Genomic DNA, 23,927 nt, shown 5'->3' with positions numbered 1-23,927 from the left:
TAGTCTGGTCAATTGCGCATCAATCGAACAGATCCTCTAGCTCGTCAAACACGTAGTGCATGTACATGACTTTGGGTGATCCACCCATGGAGATGGCGAGCATGGCGGCCTGCATGATTTCCTCTTTTGAGGCGCCATGGCTGGCAGCACCCTGGATGTGTAGCGAAATGCACATCTCGCATTGCGACATCATCGAGCATGCGACGTGGATGAGTTCCTGGGTTTTATGATCTATAGGACCGTATTGACTGATTTCCTTTGTGAATTCGAGGTATTTTGGAAAAACATCACCGGCTTGGGTTGTCATTTTTGCCAGAGTCGTTGCTGCTTTTTCCGCTGCGTCCATGATCCTGCTCCTAGGGTTGGAAGTTGTTGGTTCACCCTAATGAGCAAGGACCATGCCCTTGTATGAAATTGGCTAGTTTATTTTTCTATTTCAATGTGTTGGACGTGTTTGTCTGGCCAAAAAATTTTTCCTGGAATGTTTCGATAAGGAACATTGATCGAGAATCGAACACCGGCACGCTATCCGGGCGTCATATAGTTTTGGGAGAAGGCGCTATACCCAAGATGCAACCCAAAGCCTTCAATGCAATTAGCTGTTAAAACAGGCAATCCAGCAAAACTTCCAGCTCTATGCCCATGAGATACTCATTCAAAGGCACATCCGCCAGCTTGGCAGCAAGGGTGTTTCTGTCATGTCTGCACCCGATAAGCTGCGCCTCCAATTCGGCTATATCCCGGACACCGAAATAGTCACCGTACAACCGGGCACGGGCGATGGCTCCGGACTGGACATCCAGGTGGACTTCCACAACGCCTCCCGGTGTTCTGGTGCTACGGCAAAAACCGTAATCCGGGGAGCCCCCGTAGTTCCACTCCCAGGTTCTGTAGCGTTGAGCGGCAAGCTCTTCGATGCCATGGATCTCGCCCTCCGTCAGGGCCATGTCAGCCTGGGATTTGCCCTGGGAGACATGCGCCATGAGGTGTTCCATAAATTCTGTCACGTCCATGGGGGAAGGGAGGTTTTCGGCTATGTTGGTCACGCGTTTGCTAACGCTTTTTACGGCCTTGTCCCGGTATTTTTCCGGGTCCACGCGTAAAGCGCCGGAAATGTCGGCTATATTGGAGGAGAACAGTAGGGTTCCATGATGGAGCACTCGATCTTTATGGATGTGCTGAGCATTGCCAGATATTTTGCGTCCATCGATAACAAGGTCATTGCGTCCATCAAAGGAACCGGAAATTCCCAACTGGCGCAACGCGTCCAGTATGGGGGTGGTAAAACGCTTGAAATCGAGGCCTTTATCACCTTTATTAGGGCTTATAAAGGTAAAGTTGATATTTCCCAGATCATGGAAAACAGCCCCCCCGCCGCTAAGCCGGCGGATAACAGGGATGTCATGTTCTCGGACATAGGATTCGTCTATCTGTGAAAGGGTGTTTTGATTACGCCCTACAATGACTGCGAGTTGGTTGCGCCAGAGCATGAAAATTTCGCTGTTTGTGTTGGTGAGCAACCACTCTTCGGCAGCCAGATTAAATGCTGGGTCGGTGCAATGATTTATTATGTAGCGCATGTTTTCTCCTTTTGCGGCTATATATGCAAACACCGCGCCCCTTGAATTCGCGGCGGGGAAAGAAAAAGAGGGGGGAAAGACACTCGCGTAATTGTTCTATGCAACATAGAAAGATGCCCGAGGCTGTCCGTTGCTACAGCAGAATGCTATTTTTGTACTTTGGTAATGTACTCCTCTCCACTTTCCGCCAACGTTTTCACAGTCTCTTGTAACTTTTGAGGTGAGCTGGCGAGCTTGGCATAAAAATGCTCCTTGGCGAGCTGATACAGTTCGCAATCCAGCACGTTCTTTTTGACAAAAGCGCTAATGATTTCTTGTGATTGCTCTTCCGCAGCAGGGTACCCCTTGTGAACGTTCCAACGGGTCAGTGGTGGCGGCTGAAAGTCAAGGTCATGGGCGAGCATGGCATAGGTGAGAGGAAATTCCTCTGTCAGGCCGACAAGATCAAGTGCTGCAATCTTTTTGGCTGCAAGAGCCAGATCCTTTGTATTAGCCGGACGATTCCAGTCTATGTCCTCACCCGCATAGGCCAACGTCAGGGTCATGATGTTGTCGGTAAAAGGGGGGGCAGTGCAGGCCAATGCATCCTTTGGGTTTTGGATGTAATCTCCCAAATGCTGGCGCACGTATTTGCTTCTGATCATGAAATAGCACAGGGAAATGAAACGCCTGAAGGGCTCACGAAAAACCGTTATGCTGTAACGGGGTGTTTTTCTTGCCAAGACCCTCTGCCAGTTCTTTGGTTGTTCATGAGGGTGCCCGTGGAAAACGGCAAACCCTTGTCTGGCTGTAAGAGCTTCAAAAACCTGCTGCGTAGCAGGGTCCAGAAAGCTGCCGTCGGACCTGAGGTAGGGAAAAGGGGCCATTGCGTCGTCCCCATACACCAGCGCCAATTGCTTGTTGACGGTTGTACCGGCGGTCTTCATCAGATGGTAGTGCACAATGTCGCACTGAAGTTGCTGCATCTTGGCTCCAATCACGATGCCAGCATTAGTTTGCAAGACATCGGTTGCAGATCACTCTTCCCGCTCAACTATTTGAGTCTTTAGGATAAATGGAGACTATACAAATGTTTATGGATGTGTCCAGGGGCAGTTCCGCACCACGCGGATAACTCAAGGACATTGGAACCAGAGCAGTGTAAATCCTTTTTTACGCCAGATGTTACCTGCCCTCATTTCCATTTATCCATAGGCTCCAATCTCGAGCTGTAACCAGGACCATCTGCATTGCCAAGGAGGGGAAGGCGTTGCATCATGTCCTTTGTTGCGTATATGGTTACGTCATGGCTGGACAATTACTATACCTTTCCAGATTTGCTGTGAAAGAAGGTGGGCACGGTGGGAATCGCAGAACCCGCCAGATGGCTGAGCTGCTTTCCATGCTGCATGTTGGCTTTAAAAGGATCTCCCCTGCTTTTGATTCACAGCATAAACAGATTGACTCCTATTTGTTTACACCAGACCCCGCCTATGATGCCTGCTACAATCTCAATACGTATATAGCTGCTCAATTGGCGGCAGATGCGGCCTGTTCAAGAGAGTTGGATGCAAGACCGCCACGCGCTGTAGTGATTGATGATCCCATCTTTTTTCCAGAGACGGTGGCGGTGTTGTCTCAAAAGAATATTCCCATGGTGTCTGTCGTCCATAACCTGGAATCGTTGTTGCCACGCTCTTTTGACAAGATGCCACAGTGGAATCTTTTTAATGCAGAGTTGCATTTGTTACGTAAAACAAATCTGTGTGTAACCATTTCTTTGGAAGATTCCTGGCTGCTGCAGAACTTTGGAATAGAAAATTATTATTATCCATATTTTCCGGCAGAAGAGGACGAAGAGCGTCTGGCAAAAATACGTATTGCAAGAAGGGGCAGAGGAAAAAAGTTTTTTGCAAGCTACGGCACAGTGTACAATCGTCCTACTCTTCTCGGTATGAAACAGCTTGCTCATGCCTGGCCAGTTCTTTCAGAAGGGCATTTCCCCCTGGTCTTGAGTGGGTACGGTGTAACCCAGTTCATTAAAGAAGAAGAACTCCCTCAGTCTGTTAAGGTAATGGACTGCAGAGAGCCACAATCCTTCGACAATTTTTTGGCTGATAGCGTTGCGTGTATTTTGCATCAGGAGAGCGGGTCTGGTTCATTGACCAAGATTCCAGAGCTTTTGCGGGTCGGTGTTCCTGTTGTCGCAAGTCGCCATGCATCCAGAACCTACACAAATGATCCTGGAGTGTATGTTTACCAAGAGTTTTCTGAGATTCCAGCCCTCTTGCAGCGCGTCATGGAATCTCCTCCACCGCGCAGTTCAGCCAACAAGCCGTCCCCAGCAGGTGCAGTACGTCGCATTGCACAGGCAATGGGGATCTCGCCAGAGGGCGAAACAGGGGCTGCTGTTGGCTAACAATCCAATTTTACAGAGTATGTCGCCTCACGTTATTTGCGCCCTCTGATCCTTTTTTTTGTTATGCAATTTCTCCGTCCAGCGGATGATTCGCGGGCGGCCGAATATGGAAATAATCGCAAGCAGCGCCAGAAAACCTAGTGTCATCGGGCTTTCAAAGCAAAGACGGCCGGCAAGAACTATACATGAAATGCTGGCTCCTGCTGCTCCAAATGCGTATATCCACTTGTAGTTGTGGCACTGTCGCAGCGCTACCATATTGACTGCGGCGAAAGTGAAAAGAAAGGCCAGGCTTGCAGCCTCAACCAGCATTTCCAGGGATCCGGTAGCAGCGAGCACACCTCCTATGCCACCGATTAGCAGTACTGGTCTGTCAGGTACGCCATTCTCATTACGGTGACAAAGTGCAGGGGGGAGCTCCTTGTCCCTTGCCACCTCATGCATCAGCCGGGCAGTGGCGAAGAGTGTTGCATTGATGGCTGATCCGGTTGAAAAGGCTGCCGCAATGGTTGCCAGCACAAGCCCCCACATTCCCAAAGCCTGTTCTCCAGCGATAGCAATGGCGACTTCTTTCATTTCTATGATGTTTCCTGCGCCCACCAACATGGTCGCCCCGAGAGCTACGATAACGTAAACGATAATTACTGCGATAATCGCACTGATCACGGCTTTGGGCAGGGTTTTGTCAGGGGAGCGTATGTCTTCGTAATCGTATGATAGCAGCTGAAAGCCTTCGTAGGCCATAAAAACCGAGGCCGCACCGATAAGTGCGCCTGTGATGCCTTTTGCCTCGATGCCAGAGGTCAATTGTTCCGGGTGCCAGGTCCAGATGCCAAAAACCGCAAGACCGACAAGAATGAGCAGCTTTCCCCACACGGTGATAATTTCCAAAAGCGCGGCATCTCCCACTCCTTTCAGATTCACGCCAGTTAAAAGAATCACTATGGCAAGGGCGCATGCCCGGGGCATCCAGGGACCAAAGTCAAAAACGTGCGCCACGTAATGGCCAAATGTGAAAGCATAGACCGAAATAGTGAGGATATAGCCGAAGATCAGTATCCAAGAGAGGCTGCCTGCGAATCCCTTGCGGTTCACTTTCCGCAAGAAGGTAAAAGCGCCGCCCCCTTCCCCAAATTTTTTGGCAAGTTGCACATAGCTGAATCCGGTGGCAAGGGCGATTAGGCCGGCGACAACGAAGCTCAACCAGGCCCACTTTCCCGCTAGCATGACCACAACGCCAAGGACGGAAAAGATACCGCCACCGACCATTCCGCCCACGGCCATGGACCAGGTGGCATTGAAGCCCATTTTATTGCTTTTTGTTGATTTTTTATTCATTTTTCCTTCGCGTATCGCTCAAATGTTACATGTAAAACACTTGAAAGTATCAATTATTTTCGGTTGCTTCAAGGGGTGGGTATAAAGAAAGAGGTCTCTTAAGAGGGCGACTGAGTAAAAAGTGATAAATTTAAAGGGAGTGGAAAGAGGCGGTTGGAAAAAGAGAAAAGCCCCGGCGATGCATCGCCGGGGCTGGCTTGTTTCATTAAGGACGCCAAACGTGATTGTCTGGCGATTAGAGATGTATAGCAGGCGAGACCTTTTGCATGCCAAATGTGCAGAGTTTTGGTGGGATACGTCCTTCGACCCCCCAGGTTTATGGCAGCAAATGTACTTCGCAGGCAAAGAGCCTGTTGGGCGTACCCCCAGAAATGGGGTCCATGACGGTGTCGTCTACTAGATCGTTGATGCTGGCCTTGCCATCGGTGGGGTTACCCCATCCGAAATCAATCCAAACTAGGCCATTGGTTGTTTTCCGGGTAATTTTGGCTTTCAGTTGGATACGCCCTTGAGGGGAGCGTACTTCAACGGCTGCACCATCAACAATATTCCGTTTGGCAGCATCTTCAGGAGCCAGATAGACAAGGGGGTCAGGGTAGCTTTTTGCAACACGCGGTAAATTTTTAAACCGGGTATGCACAAATTGGTGTGGTCGCCGGCTGGTGCCCATTAACGAATAGGATGCAAGCTCCGAACTATCCGTTACCAAGGATTCGCCCGCCGGGTGGCGGTAGGTTGGCATTGGCGGCAAGCCCAAATTTGCAAACCAGTGGGAATAAAACTCGAGTTTACCGGTTGGCGTATTGAACTTTTGTTTTTCATATTTGCGGTATTGAACTTCCCCCCCTACAAAAGCAATCTGCTCGGCATCCAGGCGGTCAAAGCTCATACCGGTGGGGCTGACCATGAAATCTATCCAGGAAGTATCATCCTGAAAGGGGTAATCCTGGGCCAGGCCCATTTTTTGGGCAATGGCGTATTCCGTTGCGAAAACCGACCGGGCTTCGCCAACTGGAGAAGCAACGGGGCGGGCCAGCGCGAAAAACGCGCCCTTGCTACTTGCATATGCCCTGTATCCATAGGCTTCGAAATCGGTGGTACAGGGCAATACCAAGTCTGCCAGTTCTGTGGTGGCAGTGGGAAAAATGTCAAAGGCCATCAAGAAGTCTAATTTCCCCAAGGCGTGACGTGTGCGGGAAGGGTTGGCCTGGATAAGGGCAGGATTGCCATGATGCACGATCATGGCACGTGGTTGCTCGTCTCCTCCATGCAAGAGGGCTTCCTTGATCATGGGAAATGGAACATGCACGGGCGCAGGAAAACGGTCATACGCGATCCGAGCAGCCCTGTTTGTCTGTCGTGTCGGCAGGGCAGGCGGGTGGGGGAATGGCATCAACACGTTGCCCCCCGGCGCGTCTATGTTTCCTGTCAGTCCTGCAAGGATGGCTATCGTACGTACCGCCTCTACGCCATTGGCGTACATGTCCAGGCCATTTCCTTCATAGATGGCGGCCGAATCGGCAGCAGCGTATGTTCTTGCCAGTTTTTCGATCTCATTGGCGGGAATGCCGGAATATGTCTCTGCCCAATCGGGGGTAAAGGCGCTTACCTGCTCGGCAAGCGCCTCAAACCCCGTGGTGTAGGACGCAACGAACTCTTTGTCGTAGAGCCCTTCTTTGATGATGACGTGGATCATGGCCAAACCCAAGGCATTGTCGCCGCCGGGCTTGATTTTGATCCATTGGTCAGACGTTTTAGCGGTTTCACTTTCGTATGGGTCTATGCAGATAATGGTGACGCCCCTTTTCTTCAGGCGCGGCAGAATGGTGTGCATGCCGTCAAAGGCGGCATAGGCGGCGTACCGTTCAATGCCTACAGGGTTGCTGCCCCAGAAGAGAACCAGCTGTGTGTTCTCATAATCGGGTTCCGGCCGTATGACGCCGATGACCGATTTATAGGCAAGCATGCGGGGGGCCATGCAGATGTTGCCCACACTGGTGAGATTGGGGGAGCCGAAGGCCCCCATGAATTCCAGGAAGCCGTCGCGACTGTTGTATGAAACAGGCGCGCCCGTGCAACGCACAAGACTGTGAGGCCCATGGCGGTGTCTGATTTCCGATAACCTATCTGCTGCGATGGTGAGCGCCTCATCCCAGGATATGCGCTTGAATCCTCCCTTGGTTTTACGCAAGGGGTGGGTGAGACGATCGGGTGAGCGCTGCATCTCTACATTCGCAACAACCTTTGGGCAGCAATGGCCGCGATTCAGCGGGTGGTGCGGATCACCTTTTACGCTAATCTCTCCATTGGCTTTTTGAGTTGCGATCACGCCGCAATTGTTGTGGCAGATTTGGCAGAGCGTTCTTACAGACTTGGAATTCATTGTCTTTCTCTTGTTTAGTGGGCCGCAGCTTTCTCTTACTCTGCGTTTTCAAGTGCCTTTTGCAGGAACGTCTGGTCAACTACCTTGTCCATAGGGATGGGTTCGTTGATCAGGCCTACGTCCATAGTGATCTTTTCAATTGCTTTGTGACCATCAGGCGTAATGACGCCATCGTGGCTGAAGCTTTTGCGAATGTCGGAAATGATTTCCGTATCCTGGGGGCCAAGAAGGTAGGGGGCTACCAATTCCGCGATTTTGGCGCTGTCCTGTGTCTCTTCCCATTTCATAGCCCGTACCAATGCGTTGATGAAATGCTGCACCACCTCGGGGTTTTCCTTGATGTAGTCTTCCGTGGCCATGACTACTTTCAGCGGGTAGGTATCGGTGCCCAGAATCTCACGGTGTTGCTTGGGATCGTTCATGTCTACCAGTACCTTGGCGCCCCTGGACAAGAGTTCGGCCTTGATTTGACCGCTGCCAAAGGTCGCATCAATGGCATTGTTTTTATAGGAAGGTACGATTGCAGACCCGGGCAGGGCGGCAAAGGTAACATCCTTGTCAGGATCGAGCCCGTAGTGGATTAAAATAGTGGAGACAAAAGCCCTGGGCCCGGAACCAGGCATTTTGGCGGAAATGTTTTTACCTTTGAGTTGCTCCACAGTTTCGATTTCCGGCCGGGCCAGAATCGCCCAGGGGTGGGTGGCCGTCGTGGTTATCAGGTTCTTCAGAACACGACCTTTCTCAAACATTTTGAGGGCCTGGTCATAGCTGGTCAGGGTGAACTGAACTTCACCCGCCAGCATGGCGGCAACGGACAAGGGGCTTGATTTGAAGTTGACGAACTCCACCTCCAACCCTTCGTCGGCGAAATATCCCAATTTGTCAGCAAGGTAGATTGGAATCCCATAATTATCCTGCCCCGGTTGGGCCATTTTGATTTTTGTCATGTTGTCGGCGGCCTGGACCACAGGCGCGACCTGGATCGTAAACAGTGCGACGCAAAGCAGGAAAACGGCAAATACCTTGTTCATTGCTGACAACTCCTCTGATTTTTACGTGTGTTCAGCAGCAGGATGCCACTTGAGCAAACGGCGTTCTACAAATCCAAGGCCGGCATTTAGCAGGGCCATTAGAACCATAAGGACGATGATGCAGGTGAAAACGCGGGGGATGTCGTACATGGATCCTGCAAATTCAACCATCCACCCCAGCCCTGCACTAGCGCCAATGTATTCGCCAACTACGGCGCCCAAAAGGGCGGCTCCCAAACCTGCCTTGATGCCTGCCATGAGCCAGGGCACTGCAGAGGGCAAAACTACCTTGACAGTGACCTGACGCGAGCTGGCCCCCATGAGTCGGACCGCGTTGATCAGAGCTTGGTCTACGTTCTTGAAGCCGGCATAGGCATTGAAAAAGACGAGAAAAAAGACCATCAGCGCAGCAAGAAAGATTTTGGATTGAACTCCCAGCCCAAACCACAAGATGAAAATCGGGCCGAGAGCCAGCTTCGGGATGCCGTAAAAGGCCATGATGATAGGATCGAGAATCCGAGCCGTCATATCGAGTTTGCATAAAACATACGCAGCGAAAATGCCGATTACGGTGCCGAGAAACAGTCCCGCCAACGCTTCACCCAGAGTTATTTTTATGTGGGGGATGATCTCACCGGTGACGAATGCCTCTTGAATGTCCAGGGCAATGGCCGTGGGTTGTCCAAAAAAGAAGGTGTCGATCAGATTGAAACGTGCCAGTAGCTCCCAAACAAGAAGTATTGACAGGATCAAGACGCAGCGGAGGATCAACGCGACCCGGGCCTTTGATGTTTGCGTTGTCGGCTCAGCCACAGAGCGCTCCATTTGCTTTTATGACCTCATCACGCAAATCGTTCCAGATCATTTTTTGTAAGGTCACAAAATCCTGCTGAAAACGCGTCTCCAAAGTAGAACGGGGGCGGGCCAGGGGAATTGCGTATTCATTCTTGATGGTCGAGGGACGCGCAGTCATAAGAATGACCCGGTCCGCCAGGGTTATGGCTTCTGCCAGGTCGTGCGTTACGAAAAGGATGGTTTTTCGTGTGGTTTGCCAAAGCTTGAGAATCTCTCCCTGGAGCATTTCTCGGGTGAAAACATCCAGCGCTCCAAAAGGTTCGTCCATGAAAAGCACTTCCGCATCGGCAGCCATAAGGCGGATGATCATAACCCTTTTTTTCATGCCCCCAGAAAGTTCATGGGGGTAGCTCTTTTCAAAACCATGCAAACCTGCGGCATCAATCAACTGCCTTGCGATTTCATACCGTTCTTTTTTGGCAATCCCTTTGATTTCCATTGCCAGTTCAACATTCTCCAGCGTTGTGCGCCAGGGCATCAACGTATCTGCCTGAGACATGTAGCCGATACGCGATGTTATGCCTGTCAAAGGCTTTCCATCAAAAAAAACGTCCCCTTCACGTGGTGGAATTAGGCCGGACATGATGTTCAGCAGCGTGCTTTTGCCACAACCGCTGGGGCCAACAATGGCAACAAATTCCTGGTCACCTAATTCCAGGTTTACATCATGGAGAGTGATTACTGTCTGGCACGATGGTGTATTGAAGGAGTGGCCTATGTTAGATGTCTTGATTTTTACTTTGACATCTTGGCCTGATTTTAGCGTTGCACCATCGTACATGGAATGTATCCAATCTTTAAATATTCTAAAGGAAAATTTAATATGCTTTTAATTGCATGACAGTATTGTTTCAAATGATATTAAATATCATTTGAATATGGCTATCATTCTTGTAAAAACAATACACTTTATCAAGATTGCAACTGTTTAATATTTTCTTCGATTACATTGAAGACAATGTAAGATCAAATTTATAGTTCAAAAAGTTGAGCGTTTCTTTATAAGTTTGGTCTATGGGAAATATAGTATTGTATACCGATGTCGTAGAGTATATTTCCAATAGCTGGTAGTGGGGCGAGTCAAAAAACTGTGGCAATTAGAGGAGTCAAAAAAGTGTGAGTACCTTCGTGGTTAGGTCGATCACGAGACATTGCAGGGGGTATCTCAGTCTGCAAATGGAGCTAGTATCATGCAAATAAGCAAAAACACGCAGATGCGAAAAGGGATGTGGATGAAAGAAAATGTGGGTTTGTAGTGGGAGGCTGTTGCTGAATGTCTTTAACGAAGGACTTGTTGAGAAAGATGCCTGATTGCAACTCTAAGAAGCAGCTGTTTGAAGTGAGGCCAAAAAGGCCAACAAGGGGGGCAGGAACATTATTATTGCTGAAGTGCCCCCTTTCTTAGGGCCAATCATTCTGAGAGTTCTTCCCCTCTTTGGTGTGCAAACTCATTTGGGGTCAGGTAGTCTAGCGAGCTATGCGGCCGCTTCCTATTATACCTGACTCGCCATGCCTCGATTTCATTCTTGGCCTGCTTCAACGCTATGAACCAATGTTCGTTCAGGCATTCGTCGCGGAAGCGGCCGTTGAAACTCTCCACAAAAGCATTCTGCATCGGTTTACCCGGTTCTATGAACCTGAGTCTTACCCCGCGCTCAGCACTCCAGCGCGCCAAGCTCTTGCTTACGAATTCTGGACCGTTGTCGATGACTAGTTACTCTGGCAAGCCCCTGTGTTCGACGACCTTGTCCAGGACCCGAACGACGCGTTCACCTGGCAAAGATGTGTCTACCTCGATGGCCGGCCATTCCCGGCTGAAGTCATCGACAATGTTCAATACCCGAAAACGCCGCCCGGACTCCAAACAGTCACTTACGAAATCCATACTCCAGCGTTGATTGCGGTATTTCGCAGGAGCAAGGGGTCTCTTGTCCCTTTTAGGAATCCGTTTCTTTCGCCGTTGTGGTACTTGCAAGCCTTCCTCTCGATACAGCCGGTACACACGTTTGTGATTTATCGCCTCGTGCTCCCTGCAGAGCAATGCGTGGAGGCGCCGGTAACCGAACCGTTTCCATTTTATGGCCAACTCACGCAATACCTGCCGCAGCAACACGTTCCGATCCGGGCGTTTCTCGTAGGCGTCAGAACTGCGGCTGATGGCGACTAGCCTGCACGCCCTGCGTTTGCTGAGCGCATACCTATCCATGACATAGCGCACAGCCTTGCGTTTCGCGGCAGGCTTCAGAAGTTTTTTGACAGCAAATCCTCCAGGATAATTTTGTCCAAAGTCAAATCAGCAACAGCCTTTCGAAGTCGATTGTTCTCCTCTTCCAGGCTTTTGAGGCGCCTGGCTTCGCTGACTTCCATGCCGCCGTATTTCGACTTCCAACGATAAAAGGTCTGCTCGCTGATCCCGTGCCTTCGGCAAACATCACCGTTGCTTTCAGCCAGCTCTGCTTCCTTCAGAATCCTGATGATCTGTTCTTCTGAAAAACGGCTCTTTCGCATGCCTGCCTCCTGACCTCTGTTTATCAGGGAAGTCTCTCAAAATACATGGTCCAGTTTTATGGGGGCAGGTCATTGCTCCTTTGAGAAATACGCTGTTCGCAAGATCAATAATTTGACAGTATTTTTCTGTTTCGCGCAATAATCGTTGGCGATGTCTCGAAAATAAATCTTCCTTTTTGTGGTATTTTTGTAGAATCCTGCCCGGTGTTAACTCACACAACGTAACAGAAGACTGCTGGAAGGAGGGGAGGCGACGACCTTCACCATGCTCTATGGCAGGAGTTTACTATTTCTTCTCATTTTTTTGTATAAGTCTGTAAAAAAAGCAAATCTGGTTTTTGGATTGAATTTTGCTTAAATGCCACAGGTGTTTGTTGGAATGCCACTATGAGGAGAAAATAATGAGCAAAAATCCCTGTCATTATCACCGCCCTTTTATTGATAGAAATGGAGTTGTTTTTCCATGCTGTTTCTTGAATCGTAATCCACAAGCCGCCATCGGTCATATTGCAGACTCTGATATCAAGTCGAAAATGGAAAATTATTCCATAGACTGCAAATGCGCCTATGCTAATTTTCGTCCTAAAAATGAACGTGATGAAATGTCCACGCTGTATTTTCAATGCTCATTGAAATGCCATGGGCAGTGTGCAGTTTGTTATGTTGGTGCGCCGCACAAAAAAGAGGATATTGAAGTTGATTATGACCATGCACTTCGGTTTGCCAAGGATATGCAGCCAAAAATAATAAGTTTGGAAGGTGGTGAAATCCCTATTCTTCCAAAGGCGATTGAATTTGCGAAGAAAATTAAGGAAGACATGCCCAGCACAACCCTTAGGCTGATCACGAATGGGTGTTATAATCAAAGAAAAGCCGTAACTATCGCAAGTATATTTGATGAGATTACCATTTCGTTTATGGGTTTTTCTCCTATGGTATACTTTGCAGAAACAGGACTGAATGTTGAAAATACAAAACTATTTTCAAGAATCGCACATGAAAGCGATGTTTTTGTAAGGTTCAGGTTTATTTGTACTCCCATGACACTTCCAGATATTGGGCTTTTTCTTGAGTGGGCAACTACATTCAAGAATGCACGACCGCATATCGATGACTGTCAGGTGGCAGAGTTTCTTGAACTTAGTTGCCATAGTAGTTACTGGAGCGATATTATAACGCGTTGTCGGGAATTATTCCTGAAGACTCTTGTGCGGTTGAATAAAACAATGCAAGAAAACAACATTATTTTGAATATTCATCCAAAGGCAGCAAAAACATTATTTTTCAATGCTGCATTGAGAGATAAACTCAAGCTTAACAATGTTGTTTTTGTCTAGAGATGAAATATTACTGCTTGTCGCATGCGCGAAAGTAAAGCGACTTTTCATTCCTCACGGAGAACATTCCAAAAGCACTTCATCTTTTTGATGTGCAGACTGGTGTCAGTCCGCTCCTGAAGGGCAAATCTTTCGATAGCAATAGGCAATAGAGCTTTGTTATGACTTCCTCAGTAAATTGAAGATACGAAGGATCGCCCTACGTAGCGCCCGCTGATTGTATGAGAATTCCTGAGAAGGTTGCGATAAAGAAATGCGTCGCAAAAAGGGATATGGCGGAGAGGGTGGGATTTCACTGGTGGGGATCCCAAAATCTCCAACATGCTGAAAATACAGGGTTATATCCCGTTTTCAGTGAAAGAGTGTGTACCCTGCCTTTGTAGCTAATGAATCACGCTTGGTCAAGATTTTGCAAGCCTGAAATTGATTCCACTACGTTAGGCGCAAAAAGCTCATGTCTTCCTTGCCGGGATTCGAACCGAAATCCCAATCGCATGTCGAAGATGGAAATTGCAAAGAGACGTTGAAATGTGAAGATACGTCGTAAATTTGAGCAGTAATGCCGGATGCTATCCCTTCTGTTTGTTGAAACAAATGAGGCCCCGTGTGGCCTTTTTTGTTTTGTGCATCTCTTAATGTGTTGATTTTAATGAAATATTATCATTGAGCCTTGGCGAAGCAAGCTGGTGGCAACCCCTTCATATCGCACAAAAAACCACGTATAAGGATTCAACTTTTTTGCCTAAAGGAATGCCATGCTTACTCCATACCACGCCAAATTCTACGCACATGCGCTCACACTTCAGGAACCGAACGAAGGGGTTGAAAGACTCTCTCGCTCCTTATTTGACGCCTGTGTTGATCTGAATCCGCACCAAATAGATGCAGCTCTATTCGCATTTCGGTCGCCACTGTCCAAGGGGATCATCTTGGCAGATGAAGTTGGCCTTGGTAAAACCATTGAGGCAGGGCTTCTGATATGCCAGTTTTGGGCGGAAAGAAGGCGAAATGTCATCATTGTATGTCCGGCATCGCTGCGTAAGCAATGGAGCCTAGAGCTTTCCGAAAAATTCAATATTTCTAACATAGTCCTAGATGCGAAAACATACCGCGCCGAAAAGAAAAGCGGCAACCCAACTCCGTTTTCTCAAGGAAAAGTTGTCATTGCTTCCCTTCATTATGCTTCTCGCATGAAAGAAGAGCTTCGCCTTACGAAGTGGGACTTGGTTGTTATTGACGAAGCTCATAAGCTGCGAAACGCCTACCGCCCAAGCAACAAAATGGGGCAAGGGCTTCGGTGGGCTTTTGAAGACTGCTTCAAGGTCTTGCTCACTGCGACACCGCTTCAAAACTCCCTTTTGGAACTTTACGGTCTTTCGACCTTTATTGACGACTATATGTTCGGGGACATCAGCTCTTATCGTTCTCAGTTTGTCAACAGCGGTGGAGACCTTCCCGGTCTTCGGGACAGGCTGGCTCCTTTCTGCAAGAGAACCCTCCGCAAAGATGTCCTTGAATACATCCAGTACACGGAACGGAAGCCAATTGCTTTCAGGTTTCGTTCAACGGACGAAGAACAACGCCTTTACGATGCCGTAACAGAGTTTCTCAAAAGAGAAGAAACGTACTCCTTCCCAAGCCAGCAGCGTCAATTGATTACCCTCATCATGCGCAAATTGCTTGCATCCTCTTCCCATGCACTGCTTGGAACGCTGCAAACAATGAGGAAACGCCTTCTGGACTTAAAAGAAGGAGTTGAAGCCGAACGCAGCCTCGCGGAAGAACTGATCGACTTTGAAGAAATTGAAGATGAGCTTCTTGAGGATGAGGAACTCTCTGAGGTGTTTTCGGACGCAGAAGGTTCTACGGAAAACACAATCGACCTCGAAAAGCTTGATGAAGAGATTCAAGAGCTGGATCGGTATATCGTATGGGCCGAAAACATCAGAATTGATTCGAAATCAAGAACCCTTCTCAAAGGTCTTGAAACTGGATTCGCCGAAATGAAAAAAATGGGGGCAAAACGCAGAGCACTCGTTTTTACTGAATCCAGAAGGACGCAGGAGTATCTCAAAGGCTTTCTTGAAGCGAACGGATACGCCAACAAAGTCATAGCCTTCAACGGAGCGAACTCAGCGCAGGATACACGGGCAATTTATGAGGCGTGGCTCGACAAGAACCAAGGAACAGGCCGAATTAGTGGCTCTAGGGCAATTGATGTCAGAACCGCCCTCGTTGAGCATTTTCGAGACAATGCTCAGATCATGATCGCTACAGAAGCTGCCGCTGAAGGTGTGAACCTTCAGTTCTGCTCGCTGATTGTGAACTATGATTTGCCGTGGAATCCGCAAAGGATTGAACAGCGAATAGGCAGATGTCACCGTTATGGTCAAAAACATGATGTCGTGGTGGTGAACTTTCTAAACGAACGAAATGCAGCTGATCAGCGCGTGTATGAACTGCTTGAGCACAAATTCAATCTCTTCAATGGCGTTTTTGGCGCGTCTGATTCTGTTCTTGGCTCTATTGAATCAGGAGTAGATTTTGAAAAGCGAATTTTGAGTATCTACGAATCGTGTAGAACTCCTGATGAAATTGAAGAAGCCTTCGCAACGCTTCAGGCGGAACTCGAAGAACAGATCAATGCCAAGATGGAAGAAACAAAGCAGCTTCTGCTCGACCATTTTGATGAGGATGTTCACACCCGCCTAAAGGTTCAGCTGGATGATGCTCATGCCCAGCTGGACAGGTTCGGTAAACAGTTCTGGTCAGTGACCCGTTTTGTCTTGAATGGCCATGCAGAATTTAATGAAAATGAATTGAGCTTTAGCCTGAGCAAATCCCCTGTAGTACAAGCCAAATCAGGCAAATATTATCTTATATCAAAAGCCAAAGAAAATGTGGCTGGCGATTTTTTATTTCGTCCCTCTCATCCACTGGGTGAATACGTCATAGAACAGGCCAAAGCCTGTGACACACCAGAAGCTTGTTTGAAGTTTGACATAAGCAACCATCCGACCAAGATTTCCGTCGTCGAGCAGTTGAAAGGGAAAAAAGGATGGCTGACACTTCAGCTGCTCAGCATCGATTCCTTCAGGCGTGAAGAATATCTCCTCTTTTCAGGGTTTGACGACGAGGGAAACTCCCTTGAGCCAGAGGTTTGCCAAAAGCTCTTCAATTGTGATGCCGAAAAAAATGGACGAGCGGCACCGCTTAACGCTACAGACCACAAGCGTTTGCTTGGCGATGCGAATCGTCACGTCCAAGCGACCATAAGCCGCTCAGCAGAAAAGAATAACAAGTTCTTTCAAGAGGAGAGAGAACGTCTTGATCGGTGGGCTGAGGATATGATCTTGGCCTCCGAAAAGGAACTCTCCGACACTAAGGCGCAGATCAAAGTGCTTACACGTCAAGCACGAATGGCGACGACGATGGAAGAACAAAAGGAAATCCAAAAGCGCGTTGCAGAGTTAGAAAAGGCCAAGAGAAGGCAGCGTAGCAGGATTTTCGACGTCGAAGACGAAATTGAAGCAAAACGGGACAGGCTGATCACCCATCTTGAAAAACGAATCAGCAAAAAGACCGAAGTAACACCCCTTTTCACGATTCAGTGGGAAGTCGCATAGGGCAAAAACATGAACAATACTTCTAAATTTTTTGCAGAGTTGGGCGTCAATGTTTCAGAAAGCATACTTGACTCATTGGTCGGAAACGAACTTCTTAAAAGTTTTCCTGTCACGCGGACTGCGGTCAGTCTTGCCGAAGCTGGTTGCAGCTTGAGAGATGGTCTCTTTATTGCCAAAATAAAAGGCTTTCTTGAGGTTGTGGAACCAGTTGAACCAAAAGAGTTTAAGAGAATTGCAGAGCGTTTAGCAACGGAAAAAGGACGCAAAAAGGTTGGTGAAACCCTTGTATTTGTTTTGGAAAGTGCTGACAGCTTGGACAAGGCTAAACTGCTAGGCAAGATATTTAAGGGCTTTATTGACAGCAAAATATCAAAAAAAGATTTACTTAGGCTCTGGCACTGCGTTGATAAGGTTTTTCTTGAAGACCTAAATGAGCTTAAGGCTTTTGACACTCCAACGATAGGCAAGGAAACAATAGGTTTTTCTCTGCTTAATGCGGGATTAGTCGTGAGTGCTGGTATCGATGGAGGCACGTTTATGGATAAAACGTCTTATGAAGGCGGCACAATATTTCGCCTCAGCGAAACGGGTAAACAACTCCTTAATTTTATATAAAAGAGATAACAATGACCGAAAATTACGAACGACTCATAAAGCTCCTGAAGGAACTTTTTCAAATAGACCGCCCTGATCTGGATTTTGGCATTTACAGGATCATGAATCAGAAGCGGGATGAGATAACTACATTTTTAGATAAGGACTTGCTTCCGCAAGTGCAGAAAGCATTTGCGTCCTATGGCTCTGGTGGGCGTAGCGATATTCAGGTCGAGTTGGACAAGATGGTTGCCAACCTCAAGGACGCTGGCATTGATCCTGATTCCTCTCCCAAGGTTCAGGAGCTGAAAGACAAGCTCAATGCCTCCGTGGATGTCACCGAGCTTGAGAACGAAGTCTATTCCCACCTCTACAATTTCTTTCGCAGATACTACAAAGACGGGGATTTCCTGTCTCTGCGGCGGTACAAGAAAGATGTGTACGCCATTCCCTATGAAGGCGAAGAGGTGAAGCTGCATTGGGCTAATGCGGATCAGTACTACGTGAAATCCTCCGAGAATTTCCGCGACTATACATTCAAGCTGGGTGAGCTTCCCGATGAAGGGAAGGAAGACAACCGAAAGACGGTCCATTTCAAACTTGTAGAGGCGGACACGGAACTCGCCAACAATAAGGCTCAGCAAGGAAAGGAACGTCGCTTTGTGCTCTGTTCAGATTCGCCCATGCTCGAAGAGGATGGTGAACTTGTCATTCGTTTTGAGTACAAGCCGCTTGCCAAAAAGCAAACACAAAAAAATCTCAATGAGTCTGCCGTCAAGACGCTTCTGAGTAATCCTGAATTCGCTGACTGGGTACGGGAGCTGGCTAAAGAAGAAAGTGGCACGCCTGTGCTGGCAAAGCATCTCAATACCTATACCGCGAAGAATTCCTTTGATTATTTCATCCATAAAGACCTCGGCGGTTTTCTTCGTCGTGAGTTGGACTTCTTTATCAAAAATGAAGTCATGCACCTTGATGACATTGAGGAAGATACCGCCCCTCGCGTTGAGCAGTATCTTAGCCAGATCAAAGTCCTTCGCCTTATCGCGCACAAGATTATTCGGTTCCTTGAACAGCTTGAGAATTTCCAGAAAAAGCTTTGGCTCAAAAAAAAGTTTGTTATTCAGGCTGATTACTGCATAACCATCGATAAGATTGATGAATCTCTATACAGTGAAATTTGTGAGAACGATGCCCAGCGGAAAGAGTGGGTTGAGTTATTCGCCATTGATGAAATCAAAGGTGATTTGGCAGTTGAAGGTTACTCTGACCCATTAACCGTTGAGTTCCTTAAGCAGAACCCTTTTCTAGTGCTTGACACCAAGTTTTTTGGTGTTGAGTTCAAACGGAAAGTTGTTGCTGGGGTTGAGGACTTTGATAGGAAGTGTGATGGGGTTTTGGTAAATTCTGAAAACTTCGGTGCTTTGGGGACACTTCAAGAAAGATATCGAGACTCCATTAAGTGTGTTTACATTGACCCACCTTATAATACCGGTGGAGATGGCTTTCTGTACAAAGATTCTTATCAACATTCCAGCTGGTTAAGTATGTTATTTGAACGTGTACAACGATCCTCAAGATTGCTTTCCTCTGATTCAGTCTTCTTCTGTAGTATTGATGATAATGAACAGGATAATGCTAAAAAATGTTTGTCAAAAATATTTGGGAACAACAACTTTGTTGCAAGTATAATATGGCAAAAAAGATACTCTGCTGCTGGTGATTCCAAATGGTTGAGCGATGACCATGATTATGTGCTATGTTTCTCTAAGGATAAAGAATTATGGCGTCCGGTTAAGCTTAAAAGAAAAACAGAAAGTAACAAGTTGTACAAAAATCCAGACAACGACCCACGAGGGGATTGGATGAGTGACAACTATAAGTGTAATAAAAACTCCGATGAAAGACCTCATCTATATTACCCTATAACAAATCCAAATACACATGAAGAAATCTGGCCTAATAAAAATGCTGTCTGGCGGTACAGTAAAGAACAACACATAAAAAACGTAGCTGAAAATCGTATTTGGTGGGGTAGCGATGGAACTAGTAGTACTCCAAGATATAAAAGATTTTTAGACGATGTTGGGGGCTTAGTTCCAAGAACAATCTGGCCTTACAGTGAAGTTGGGCATAATCAAGATGCCATCCGTAATTTACGGGATATTTTACCTGAAACCACCTTTACTTCACCTAAGCCGGTTAATCTGATTTCGCGTGTGGCACATATTGCAGGAGAAGGAACTGTACTGGATTTCTTCGCAGGTTCAGGAACCACAGCACATTCAGTTATCGAGCTGAACAGGGAATCAGGGAGTGAGAGAAAATATCTCTTAGTTGATGCGGGTGAACACTTTAAGACCGCTCTCAAACCCAGAATCCAGAAAGTAATCTACTCCGACTCATGGAAAAACGGAAAGCCAATAACCCGTAAAGGCTCAAGCCACCTGTTTAAGTATCTGTCTCTTGAGTCCTACGAGGACACCCTCAACAACCTCGAATTCAAGCAATCCGATGCTCAAGGTGGCTTGCTCTCTGGCACCACAGCCCTCAAAGAAGAGTACATGCTCTCCTACATGATGGACCTTGAAACCGAGGGGAGTGCGTCGCTGCTTAACGTGGATCGGTTTGACGACCCGTGGAATTATACGATGAAGATCGCTACGGGAAGTGCTGGAGAAACCAAAGTGCGGCCTGTCGACTTGATTGAGACATTTAACTACCTCATCGGCCTTACTGTTATTCAGCGTGATTATATCCGTGGCATTGAGGTGATCGAAGGAACCAACCCTGAAGGCGAAAACGTTTTGGTGATCTGGCGAAACACAAAGGAAACCAGCAACGAACAGCTCGACGAGTTTTTCCGCAAGCAGGATTTCAATACTCGGGATTCGGAATTTGATCTCATTTATGTCAATGGAGACAACAATCTGGAGAACCTGAAAAAGCCTGATGAGACGTGGAAGGTTCGTTTGATTGAAGAGGACTTCAAGCGTCTGATGTTTGAAATGGAGGACGTCTAATGCCGCTCCCTTTTTACAAACGTCTCGCTTTGAACAAATGGTGCTTCAGCATCTTTGGTGCGACCAAGTTTGAAGATTTGGCAAAGCATCTTCTCGACGACAATCTTGAAGGATTTGACGAAGACAATATCAGCAAATTCGCCCAAGTGTTGAGCTTGCGCCTTCCCTCAGAATCATCGCTGACCAAGGAGCTGCTCCTTGGGTATGATGAGAATATTGTCCGGCACTGGAGAGCGATGGCCGAACCACGCTCAAAGGGCCGCAAGCTCATCACACCGAAGTATTTCCAGTACCTTTCCCTTCTGTTTACTGAAATCTATCTGGACAGATACTTTCAGGACAAGGAAGGATTGCTCAAGGAGTTGAATCGCTTCTTGAAGGGCTTCAATGCCGAATTGGTTAGAGCTGACAAGGTAGACGAATTCAAACTGGATGAGCTGAATAAGCTGGCTTTCTGGAACGCCACAGGCTCCGGAAAAACACTGCTCATGCATATTAATATTCTTCAGTACAGGAACTACTTGAAGAAGTACGGCAAAGAGCGTGAGCTGAACAGGATCATCCTTCTGACTCCCAATGAAGGGTTGTCAATTCAGCATCTAGATGAGTTTAACTTGTCTAAGATGCCTGCGCACCTGTTCCGCAAGGACCAGACCAGCAGATACTTCAATCAAATTGAAATTATCGACATCCACAAGCTCAAGGACGAAACAGGCGACAAGACCGTCGCTGTTGATTCCTTCGAAGGCAACAACCTTGTTCTGGTCGACGAAGGTCACAAAGGTTCAGGCGGCAGCGAGTGGATGGATAAGCGAAATGCACTCTGTAAGTACGGCTTTTCCTTCGAGTACTCTGCGACTTTTGGACAGGCGTTAAAAGCTGCGAATAAACGTGAACTGACGCAGCAATATGCCAAGTGCATTCTGTTTGATTATTCCTATCGTTACTTCTATCGGGATGGATACGGGAAGGACTACAAAATCCTGAACCTCTCCGAGAATACTGATGATGATCGTATGCAGCTGTATCTCACAGCTTGCCTACTGTCATTCTATCAACAAGTCCGGCTCTTTGAGGAAGGAAGCGTTGAGCTTCGGAAGTTCAATATCCATCGTCCGCTGTGGGTGTTTGTTGGTAGCAAGGTGAATGCGGTCAGGACTGAGAATAGGCAGAAAGTATCTGATGTCACGGCAATTTTGCTCTTTCTCAGCTCATTCACCAAGGATAAAGCAGCAAGCGTTGAAGCAATAGATCGCATTCTCAGGGGGCATGACGGTCTGACAGATGCTCAAGGCCGGAGCATCTTTGCGGCATCATTCGGGCATCTACGCAGAGACAATCTGTCTGCCGAAGAGGTTTTCAACGACATCCTGAAACGAGTCTTCCACTCAAGAGTGCCGGGGAAAATCCATGTTGAACACCTCAAAGGCGGAGACGGAGAAATAGCCCTCAAGCTGGGCGAAGGAAACGATCCCTTTGGAGTGATCAATGTTGGTGATGCGAAGCCGCTGTGGAATCTTTGCGATGAACTCGACGACTTGGTGACCGTCGAAAAGGATTTTTCAGAATCACTGTTTCGCAAGATCAATGACGAAAACGGCGGTATCAACCTCCTCATTGGCTCAAAGAAATTTACTGAAGGATGGAATAGTTGGCGCGTCAGCACTATGGGGTTGATGAATATTGGCCGGAGCGAGGGTTCTGAAATTATTCAGCTCTTTGGCCGTGGTGTTCGCCTCAAAGGATACGAGTTTTGTCTCAAACGCAGTTCGGAAGTTCGAGGAGTCAAGAAGCCGGACTTCATAAAAACTTGCGAAACACTGAATATTTTTGGCGTTCGCGCTGATTACATGCAGCAGTTCAAAGAGTTCCTTGAGGAAGAAGGCTTGCCTTCCGATGTTGAGGAGTTTGTGCTGCCCGTGATCAAAGACCTCGGAAAGGTCAAGCTCAAGGTTCCTAGCGTTTCCAACGAAGTGAACTTCAAAAAGGAACAGTGCATTACTCTAGGGACCGCTCCTGAAGGCTTTATCAAACGTCCGTTTACTCTGGACTGGTATCCCAAAATCCAAGCTATTATTGCCAAAGGGCTTGCTGGCGGCTTGGCTGATGGAGATAAGAACGAAGTCAGGCAGCTGAATGAAAAACACTTAGCTTTCGTCAATTGGACCGAAGTGTTTTTTGAGCTTGTCCGGTTCAAGAATGAGAGAAGCTGGTACAACCTGAACCTGTCAAAAGAGGTTTTGCCTGAATTGTTGCTACAGGGAGGGTGGTATCGCCTGCTCATTCCACAGGAAGACATTGAACCAACCTGCTTTGCAAACATTCGCCGTTGCCAAGAAGTCGTTATCGCTCTTCTCAAGAAGTACTGCGATCGTTTTTATAGCCATAAGAAAGACGAATTTGAAAAGCCCCACATGGGATACAAGGAAATCACCCTTGGTGATCCCAATTTCTTTGATGAATACCGCCTTGCCATTGACAAGTCTGCGGAATCAATAATCGAAGAAGTGAAGGCGATTCAGAAAGCAATTGAGGATGATAAGCTGGATGACATGGAATTTGCCAAGATGCATTCTATTGTCTTTCTGCAACATTTGTATCGTCCTCTTTTGCATATCAAAGGCAACTCGGACCTTGTGCGCGTTTCCCCTGTTGCTCTGAACCAAGGGGAGAAAGACTTTGTTTTGGACCTGAGAGATTTCTATTCCAACAACAAAGACTGGTTTGGTGGACGTGAGCTGTACCTGCTACGCAACTTGAGCAAAGGAAAGGGTATCGGCTTCTTTGAAGCAGAAAACTTCCATCCTGACTTCATCTTATGGCTCGTTGAAGGCGACACTCAGAAAATTGCTTTCGTCGATCCCAAGGGCATCCTCCGGCTTCAAGGATTGAATGACCCCAAGATCATGTTCCATGAAAAGATTAAGGAACTTGAGGTACGGCTGAATGATCCCTCGGTCTCGATGAGTTCATTCATTGTCTCGAATACGCCGTTGGAAGCCGTTAAATGGTGGACCGGAGACGATGACAGCAAGCTCGAATTCACGAAGCGAAACGTCTTCTTCCAAGACGAAGACAAAGACGTTTACGTGCGAAATATCCTAGATCGAATGTCCTGCTAAATACAAAAGCATAGGCATGTTCGAAGGCTGGTTGAGGAGTAATCCTTAGCCAGCCTTTTTGCGTTTACAGAGGCGCAAACTGCTGGGGTTAAATCTCAATAAAAATCAGAAAGTTATCATTTAGGTTGTACT

General features: G+C 47.5%; 14 protein-coding genes and 1 pseudogene. 6 read left to right on the top strand and 9 right to left on the bottom strand.

Annotation, left to right across the window (positions count from 1 at the left end; translation table 11 throughout):
* Positions 1–19 precede the first annotated feature (19 nt).
* The 3 genes from ACZ5EH_RS19955 to ACZ5EH_RS19945 form a co-directional block, all read right to left on the bottom strand.
* Positions 20–346, bottom strand: a complete 327-nt coding sequence (locus ACZ5EH_RS19955; RefSeq protein ID WP_464275622.1) for a carboxymuconolactone decarboxylase family protein — start codon at positions 344–346, stop codon at positions 20–22.
* Between the two features lie 256 nt (positions 347–602).
* Positions 603–1,580: a lipoate--protein ligase gene (locus ACZ5EH_RS19950; protein ID WP_464275621.1), complete on the bottom strand. Its 978-nt coding sequence runs from the start codon at positions 1,578–1,580 to the stop codon at positions 603–605.
* A gap of 146 nt (positions 1,581–1,726) precedes the next feature.
* Positions 1,727–2,545, bottom strand: a complete 819-nt coding sequence (locus tag ACZ5EH_RS19945) for a hypothetical protein (RefSeq protein WP_464275620.1) — start codon at positions 2,543–2,545, stop codon at positions 1,727–1,729.
* 320 nt (positions 2,546–2,865) lie between these two features.
* Between ACZ5EH_RS19945 and ACZ5EH_RS19940 the strand changes: the two genes are divergently transcribed.
* Entirely contained in the window at positions 2,866–3,978 is a 1,113-nt protein-coding gene (locus ACZ5EH_RS19940) for a hypothetical protein (RefSeq protein WP_464275619.1), read from the top strand.
* Between the two features lie 27 nt (positions 3,979–4,005).
* Here the strand turns inward: ACZ5EH_RS19940 and ACZ5EH_RS19935 are convergent, their stop codons facing one another.
* The 6 genes and pseudogenes from ACZ5EH_RS19935 to ACZ5EH_RS19910 form a co-directional block, all read right to left on the bottom strand.
* Positions 4,006–5,316 carry an APC family permease gene (locus ACZ5EH_RS19935; protein ID WP_464275618.1) on the bottom strand — a complete coding sequence of 437 codons (1,311 nt, stop codon included), beginning with the start codon at positions 5,314–5,316 and terminating at the stop codon, positions 4,006–4,008.
* 316 nt (positions 5,317–5,632) lie between these two features.
* Positions 5,633–7,699, bottom strand: coding sequence for a molybdopterin-containing oxidoreductase family protein (locus ACZ5EH_RS19930; RefSeq protein WP_464275617.1), 2,067 nt, complete (start codon positions 7,697–7,699; stop codon positions 5,633–5,635).
* A gap of 35 nt (positions 7,700–7,734) precedes the next feature.
* Entirely contained in the window at positions 7,735–8,730 is a 996-nt protein-coding gene (locus ACZ5EH_RS19925; protein ID WP_464275616.1) for an ABC transporter substrate-binding protein, read from the bottom strand.
* A 21-nt stretch (positions 8,731–8,751) separates the two neighbouring features.
* Positions 8,752–9,543: an ABC transporter permease gene (locus tag ACZ5EH_RS19920; protein ID WP_464275615.1), complete on the bottom strand. Its 792-nt coding sequence runs from the start codon at positions 9,541–9,543 to the stop codon at positions 8,752–8,754.
* Positions 9,536–10,366: an ABC transporter ATP-binding protein gene (locus ACZ5EH_RS19915; RefSeq protein WP_464275614.1), complete on the bottom strand. Its 831-nt coding sequence runs from the start codon at positions 10,364–10,366 to the stop codon at positions 9,536–9,538. Before ACZ5EH_RS19915 ends, ACZ5EH_RS19920 begins: the two co-directional genes overlap by 8 nt.
* Before the next feature lie 630 nt (positions 10,367–10,996).
* Positions 10,997–12,093, bottom strand: a pseudogene (locus tag ACZ5EH_RS19910) (IS3 family transposase).
* A 401-nt stretch (positions 12,094–12,494) separates the two neighbouring features.
* On the opposite strand from ACZ5EH_RS19910, the gene ACZ5EH_RS19905 reads away from it, so the two are divergent.
* The 5 genes from ACZ5EH_RS19905 to ACZ5EH_RS19885 all read left to right on the top strand — a co-directional run bounded on the left by ACZ5EH_RS19905 (position 12,495) and on the right by ACZ5EH_RS19885 (position 23,795).
* Positions 12,495–13,430: a radical SAM family protein gene (locus tag ACZ5EH_RS19905; RefSeq protein WP_464275613.1), complete on the top strand. Its 936-nt coding sequence runs from the start codon at positions 12,495–12,497 to the stop codon at positions 13,428–13,430.
* Positions 13,431–14,185: 755 nt separating this feature from the next.
* Positions 14,186–17,056, top strand: coding sequence for an SNF2-related protein (locus ACZ5EH_RS19900; protein WP_464275612.1), 2,871 nt, complete (start codon positions 14,186–14,188; stop codon positions 17,054–17,056).
* 9 nt (positions 17,057–17,065) lie between these two features.
* Positions 17,066–17,671, top strand: coding sequence for a hypothetical protein (locus ACZ5EH_RS19895; protein ID WP_464275611.1), 606 nt, complete (start codon positions 17,066–17,068; stop codon positions 17,669–17,671).
* Between the two features lie 11 nt (positions 17,672–17,682).
* Positions 17,683–20,673, top strand: a complete 2,991-nt coding sequence (locus ACZ5EH_RS19890; protein ID WP_464275610.1) for a site-specific DNA-methyltransferase — start codon at positions 17,683–17,685, stop codon at positions 20,671–20,673.
* Entirely contained in the window at positions 20,673–23,795 is a 3,123-nt protein-coding gene (locus ACZ5EH_RS19885; RefSeq protein ID WP_464275609.1) for a DEAD/DEAH box helicase family protein, read from the top strand. The genes ACZ5EH_RS19890 and ACZ5EH_RS19885 overlap by 1 nt, the downstream gene beginning before the upstream one ends.
* Positions 23,796–23,927 lie beyond the last annotated feature (132 nt).

The sequence above is a fragment of the Desulfovibrio biadhensis genome, assembly GCF_055388615.1.
The sequence above is the reverse complement of the archived record's forward strand: the minus strand, read 5'-3'. Positions and strand labels throughout refer to the sequence as shown.